This window comes from Auraticoccus cholistanensis (assembly GCF_009742705.1).
GTDB classification, from domain to species: domain Bacteria; phylum Actinomycetota; class Actinomycetes; order Propionibacteriales; family Propionibacteriaceae; genus Auraticoccus; species Auraticoccus cholistanensis.
The window spans coordinates 189-5953 of sequence record NZ_WPCU01000005.1 but is presented as its reverse complement, the minus strand read 5'-3'; the positions used below and the strand labels follow the sequence as shown (position 1 = coordinate 5953).

Below are 5765 nucleotides of genomic sequence, written 5' to 3'. Positions count from 1 at the left end.
CACCCCATGAAGCACCGACGACCTGTCGGCGTGGTCGACGCCGAGGCCGAGGCCAGCCGTCCCGCCCACGTGCGGACCCTGCCCGACTGCGTGCTGGGCGTCGACGTCGACCGGCTCATCACCGTCGCCACCGCCGAGGACGTGGCCGACCGGCGCGCCCGGCTGGTGGACTACCTCTGGAAGGGCGAGGGGCTGCCCACCCGGGTCCCCGACCGGGAGCGCGGCGTGGAGCTGGCCGACCTCGACGCCCTCGACCACGCCGGCGTCGACCGGGCCACGGTGGTCATGCGGCACGGCCTGACCACCACCTCCTACGTCGCCCACCCGCGCCGACCGGTGCCGGGACGGTTCGGCTGCTTCCTGGCCGGCCACGGGGACGGCCGCCAGCCCCGCTACCACCGACCCCAGCTGGCGGTGATGCGAACCCTGCTGGACCACGGCTACCAGGTGGCCGGCCTCGACATGCCGCTGCAGGGGTGGAACTCCCCGCACCTCGACGACCCCGACGACGGTGCCCCGCCGCCCGCCGACCCGCGCAGCCACGAGGTCCTGGCCCGCTACGACCGTCCCGACTTCTCGGCGGCGACCTACTTCGTCGAGCCGCTGGTGGCCCTGCTCAACCAGGCCGAGCGGGAGGCGCCGCTGGAGAGCGTGGTGACCGTCGGCTTCTCCGGCGGCTCGTGGACGACCGTCCTGCACGCCGCGATCGACCCGCGGGTCACCCTCAGCATCCAGGTCGCGGGGTCCTGGCCGTTCTACCTGCGCCCCTACCCCGCCGAGCACCCCAACTACGGCGACTGGGAGCAGCGGCGGGAGAGCCTGCCCGGGCTGTACGACATCGCCGGCTACCTCGACCTCTACGTCCTCGGCGCGGCCGGCGAGGGCCGCCAGCAGCTGCAGGTCCTCAACCGCTTCGACCCCTCCTGCTTCCCCGGCGTCGGCTACCGCAGCTACGCCCAGCCCGTCCGCGACCGGGCCGCCCTGCTCGGCGGCGGGTGGGACGTCGTCGACGACCCCACCCACGGCCTGCACCAGGTCTCGCCGTTCGCGGTCGAGGTGCTGGCCGCCGAGCTGGACGCCCTGCACCCCCACCCCCAGCCGAAGGAGCACCCGTGAGCACGACCACCTCCACCACCACCCGACCGCAGCACGCCCACCCGGCCGGCACCGGCCCGGTGGTCCCGACCGAGGGGTCCGCCGCCGTGCAGCGTCCGGTCGCCCGCGCGGTGGTCACCGGCGGGCTGTGGCACCACTGGCAGCAGCTGAACCGCACGGCGAGCATCCCGCTGGGCATCGCCAAGCTGTCCGAGGCGGGCAACCTCACCAACCTGCGGCTGGCCGCCGGCGAGCCGCTGGAGGCGACCCACCAGGGCCCGGTCTACATGGACTCCGACGTCTACAAGATGCTGGAGACGGTGGCCTTCGAGCTCGAGCGGGGCGACGACGACGCGCTGACGGCCTTCGTCGACGAGGCGTGCGCCCTGGTCGCCGCGGCCCAGGCCGAGGACGGCTACCTCAACTCCTACTACCAGGTGCGCGCCCCCGGCGAGCGCTACCAGAACCTGACCAACAGCCACGAGCTCTACACCGCCGGGCACCTGTTCCAGGCCGCGGTGGCGCTGGCCCGCACGACCGGGGACCAGCGGCTGCTCGACATCGCGCGCCGGCTGGCCGACCACCTGGTCGAGGTGTTCCTGGTGCAGCGGCTCCCCCGGCTGGACGGCCACCCGCAGGTCGAGACCGCGCTGGTCGAGCTCTACCGCTGCGTCGGCGTGCCGGAGTACCTGGAGCTGGCCCGACGCCTCGTCGAGGACCGCGGCCGCGGGCTCGTCGGCTCGCACCCGGCCGGCCGGCTCTACCAGCAGGACGCCTTCCCCGTCCGGGAGATGACCGTGGTGACCGGGCACGCGGTCCGGGCGATGTACCTGGAGGCCGGGATCGTCGACCTGTACCTGGAGACCGGCGACCGGTCGCTGCTGGAGACCTCCCAGGCGCGCTGGGAGAACCTGGTCGCCGCCCGGACGGCGCTGACCGGCGGGCACGGGGCCCGCCAGCTCAAGGAGGCCTTCGGGGAGGACTACGAGCTGCCGCCGGACCAGTCCTACAACGAGACCTGCGCCGCGGTGGCGAGCATCCACTGGAGCTGGCGGCTGCTGCTGGCCACGGGCGAGGCGCGGTACGCCGACCTGGTCGAGCGCACCCTGCACAACGTGTTCGCCGCCTCGGTGTCGGCGGACGGGCTGGAGTTCTTCAAGGGCAACCCGCTGCAGCGCCGCGCCGACCACGCCCTGTCCGTCGGGGACCCACGCTGGCGCGACGGCTGGTTCTGGTCCGCCTGCTGCCCGCCCAACGTGACCCGGCTGATGTCGTCCCTGCAGCACTACCTGGCCACCACCTCCGGCAGCACGCTCAGCCTGCAGCTGTACGGCGACGCCCGCATCGGTGCCGTCCTGCCCGTCGGCGAGGTGGACCTGGCCGTGAGCACCGCCCTGCCCTGGGACGGCTCCACCCGGGTGCGCGTGGAGTCCGCGCCCGGGGCGGAGTGGACGCTGGCCCTACGCGTCCCGTCGTGGAGCCCGCGGCCGGAGGTGCGGCTGGACGGTCAGCCGCTCGAGGTCGCGCCCGACGAAGCCGGCTACCTGAGGATCACGCGCCGCTGGCGCCCGGGCGAGGAGGTCGGCGTGGCTTTCGACGTGTCGCCGCGGCTGACGACGCCCCACCCGCGGGTGGACGCCGTCCGCGGCTGCCTGGCGCTGGAGCGGGGGCCGCTGGTCTACTGCTTCGAGCAGGCCGACCAGCCGGACGGGGTCGACGTGGAGCAGCTGCGGCTGACCGGCGACGCGGCCTCGGTCGCCGTCGAGCGGCGCGAGCTCGACGGGATCGGGGCGACGGTGACGCTCACCGTGGACGCCGAGGAGCTGGTGGACGCCCCCCGCTCAGGCCTGCCGTACTACCCCGGCGAGCGCTCCTGGACGACCCGCCCCGTGCGGGCGACGGCCGTCCCCTACTTCCAGTGGGCCAACCGGGACCGGCGGGCCATGCGGGTCTGGGTGCCCGGCCCGGCGGCCCCCGCGGCCGGCGGTGCGCAGCGCTCCTGACCTGCGCCGCCGCTGCTCCGCCGGTCCCCGGGGATCCGGCGGAGCAGAGCGGAAGGGCCCGGCTCGTCCGAGCCGGGCCCTCCTCCCCCCGACCGGTCAGCCGTTGATGCGGACCTCGGAGAAGCGGCCGACGGTGTAGTTCTCGATGGCGTTCTCCTCCTTGTTCGCGTCGACGGCCAGACCGATGTAGACGCGGTTGGTGGACATCGGGATCCGCTCGTAGCCGATCCGCGTCCACTGCAGCGAGTCGGTGCCGAAGTGGCACTCGAACTCGGTGCCCCGCTTGATGATGCGCAGCCAGTACGGCTGCGGCTCCAGCTCGGAGTCGTCGTAGGGGTAGTGCCCGATGCTGGGAGCGGGGCCGTGGGAGCTGATCCGCGACACCACGGCCTTGTAACCGCTCTCGGCCCAGGTGAGCCCGCCGGCGAAGTACGGCGAGTCCGGCTCCAGCGACTGGCGGACCATCAGGCCGGCGTAGGCGCCCTCGTAGGTCCGGTCGATGCCGTCGATCCGGGCGATGATCTCCACGACGTCGTCCTGACGGGCGCGGATGCGCTGGTGCAGGTAGTGGAAGGAGTCGTCGCGGCCGCGGATCTTGCCCGAGCCCTTGATGACGTACCGGTCGGTCCGGGTGTCGATGAAGGCCGAACCGGGGATCGCGACGTCGCCCACGTCGGTCGAGGTCCAGGGCGTGACGGCCGACGTCCGGTTGACGTGGATGGGCGTGCCGGTGGAGTCCGTCTTGGCGCCCCGGTCGTCGTGGGCGCGGGCCACGAGGTGGTACGTGCCGTCGGTGGCCGAGGGCCAGGTGACGGTGTAGGGGGCGCGGGTGGCCGAGCCGACGAGCGTGTCGTCGACGAAGAAGTCGACCTTGACGATGGAGGCCCCGTCGACCCCGTCGGCCTCGGCGCTGAGGGTCACCTGCTGCTTGGTGGCGGTGGAGGCGAACACCTGGTGGGCCACCGGGGAGGTGATGCTCACCGTCGGGCTGGGCCCGCTGGAGGCGATCGAGTTCAGGTACAGCTCCAGGTTGGTGTAGCCCGACCCGTCGTCGGCCAGCGCGGCGCCGTCGTCGGGGTCCTGCGGGTCGAGGCCGTGGTCGAGCTCCCAGTCGTCGGGGATGCCGTCGTGGTCGGAGTCCACCGGGGCCTCGCCGGACTCGATCAGCGGCATCCCGCCGACCTCGGACTGGGAGTTGATCAGACGCCCGGTGCCGTTGCGGACGTCGGCCAGCAGCCGCGCGTCCACCGAGTCGTAGCGGGGGACGCTGCAGCCCACGCCGGACAGCACGTCCTCGTAGGCCTCCTCGGCCGTCTGCTCGGGGACCGGGTTGGGGAACTCCACCGGCCGGCGGAGCAGCGTGATGCCTCCGACCGGGTAGGTGATGCCGAGCTCGTTGTCGGCGGTGACGTCCTCGTGGCCCTCGATGACGTTGCCGGCCACGTGCCAGCTGCCGCCCCGGCCCGGCGCGACGATCTCGGGGGCGATGTGGGCCAGCGTGGCGGGGCCGGGCTTGTAGTAGTTGCCGACGAGGTTGATCCCCTCGCACCACTCGCCGCCGTAGCAGGAGGTGAACCCGTAGTTGTAGATGACGTTGTTGCGGTGGTCGACCAGCTGGTCCATGTCCTCGACGAAGCTGAACCGCGGGTTGCGCCCGCCCTGGTGGATGAGCAGGTTGTGGTGGTACGTGACGTTGTCCCCGCCCCACAGCCCGCCGTAGCCGTGACGGCCCTTCTCGTGGGCCGACATCGTCAGCCCCTCGGCGATGATGCAGTACTGCACGGTCACGTCGTAGTTGCCGTAGAGGGAGAAGCACTCGTCGATGCCCCAGGAGATCGAGCAGTGGTCGATCACCAGGTTGCGCCGGGACTCGCCGTTGACCGCGTCGACCCCCAGCTGGGTGATGTCGCCGGTACGGACCCGGAGGTAGCGGATGATGATGTTGTCGCCGCGGATCTTGAACTCGTTGTTGACCACCGAGATGCCGTCACCGGGAGCCGTCTGGCCGGCGATGGTGAGGTTGGAGCCGCTGACGTCCAGCCCGCTCTCCAGCTCGATGGTGCCGCCGACGCGGAACACGATGGTGCGGTCGTCACCGGAGACGGCGTCGCGCAGCGAACCGGGGCCGGAGTCGGCCAACGTGGTCACCTCGTACACCGCGCCACCGCGACCACCGGTGGTGAACTTGCCACCGCCCTCCGCCCCCGGGAAGGCGGCGACGGTGTTGCCCTCCACCGCGGCCGCCTGCGCGGGCGCCGCACGCCGCACCAGGCGGTCGGGGGACGGCTTGTCGGGCTGACCGAACGCCCTGGCGGTGCGGTGGCGCTCGATGGCGACCAGAGCCGTCCCCGCCACGGCGGCACCGGCGAGAAAACCGCGCCGGCCCACCCTCAGTCCTGTGGGAGTCATGCTGTGCTCCTGTCCTGCGCTCCGTTGCGCGGGTCGAGCGGCAGACGTGCGCCCGGGGGTGGGCGCGCGCCATGCATGCCGCTGGCATACCAGCACCGTAGGCATCCACGCAGAGGGCGTCAACCCATGCAGACGCGGCAGTTGGGCACTCCCGGCGCGCAGCTGCTGCGGATGCGCCGGCGGGTGCGGCCAGGCGCTGGAGGAGCAGGCGCTCGAGGAGCAGGCGCTCGAGGAGGCGGGGCGAAAATGCCCTGGAAT

3 protein-coding genes (1 of these 3 only partly in view) are annotated in these 5765 nt (G+C 72.8%); 2 read left to right on the top strand and 1 reads right to left on the bottom strand.

Annotated features, from left to right (window positions below):
• Window positions 1-1116, top strand: partial view of a pectinesterase family protein gene (locus tag GC722_RS05995; RefSeq protein WP_456298110.1) — the final stretch only. Its footprint begins 1533 nt before the window's first position; only the last 1116 of its 2649 coding nucleotides appear in the window; the start codon falls outside the window, past its left edge; its stop codon occupies window positions 1114-1116.
• The gene (locus tag GC722_RS05990; protein ID WP_331714437.1) at window positions 1113-3098 is read left to right on the top strand and encodes a glycoside hydrolase family 127 protein; all 1986 of its coding nucleotides are present in this window, start codon (window positions 1113-1115) and stop codon (window positions 3096-3098) included. Before GC722_RS05995 ends, GC722_RS05990 begins: the two co-directional genes overlap by 4 nt.
• A gap of 96 nt (window positions 3099-3194) precedes the next feature.
• Here GC722_RS05990 and GC722_RS05985 read toward each other — a convergent pair whose 3' ends face one another.
• Window positions 3195-5507, bottom strand: coding sequence for an Ig-like domain-containing protein (locus tag GC722_RS05985; RefSeq protein WP_156609037.1), 2313 nt, complete (start codon window positions 5505-5507; stop codon window positions 3195-3197).
• Between the last annotated feature and the right edge of the window lie 258 nt (window positions 5508-5765).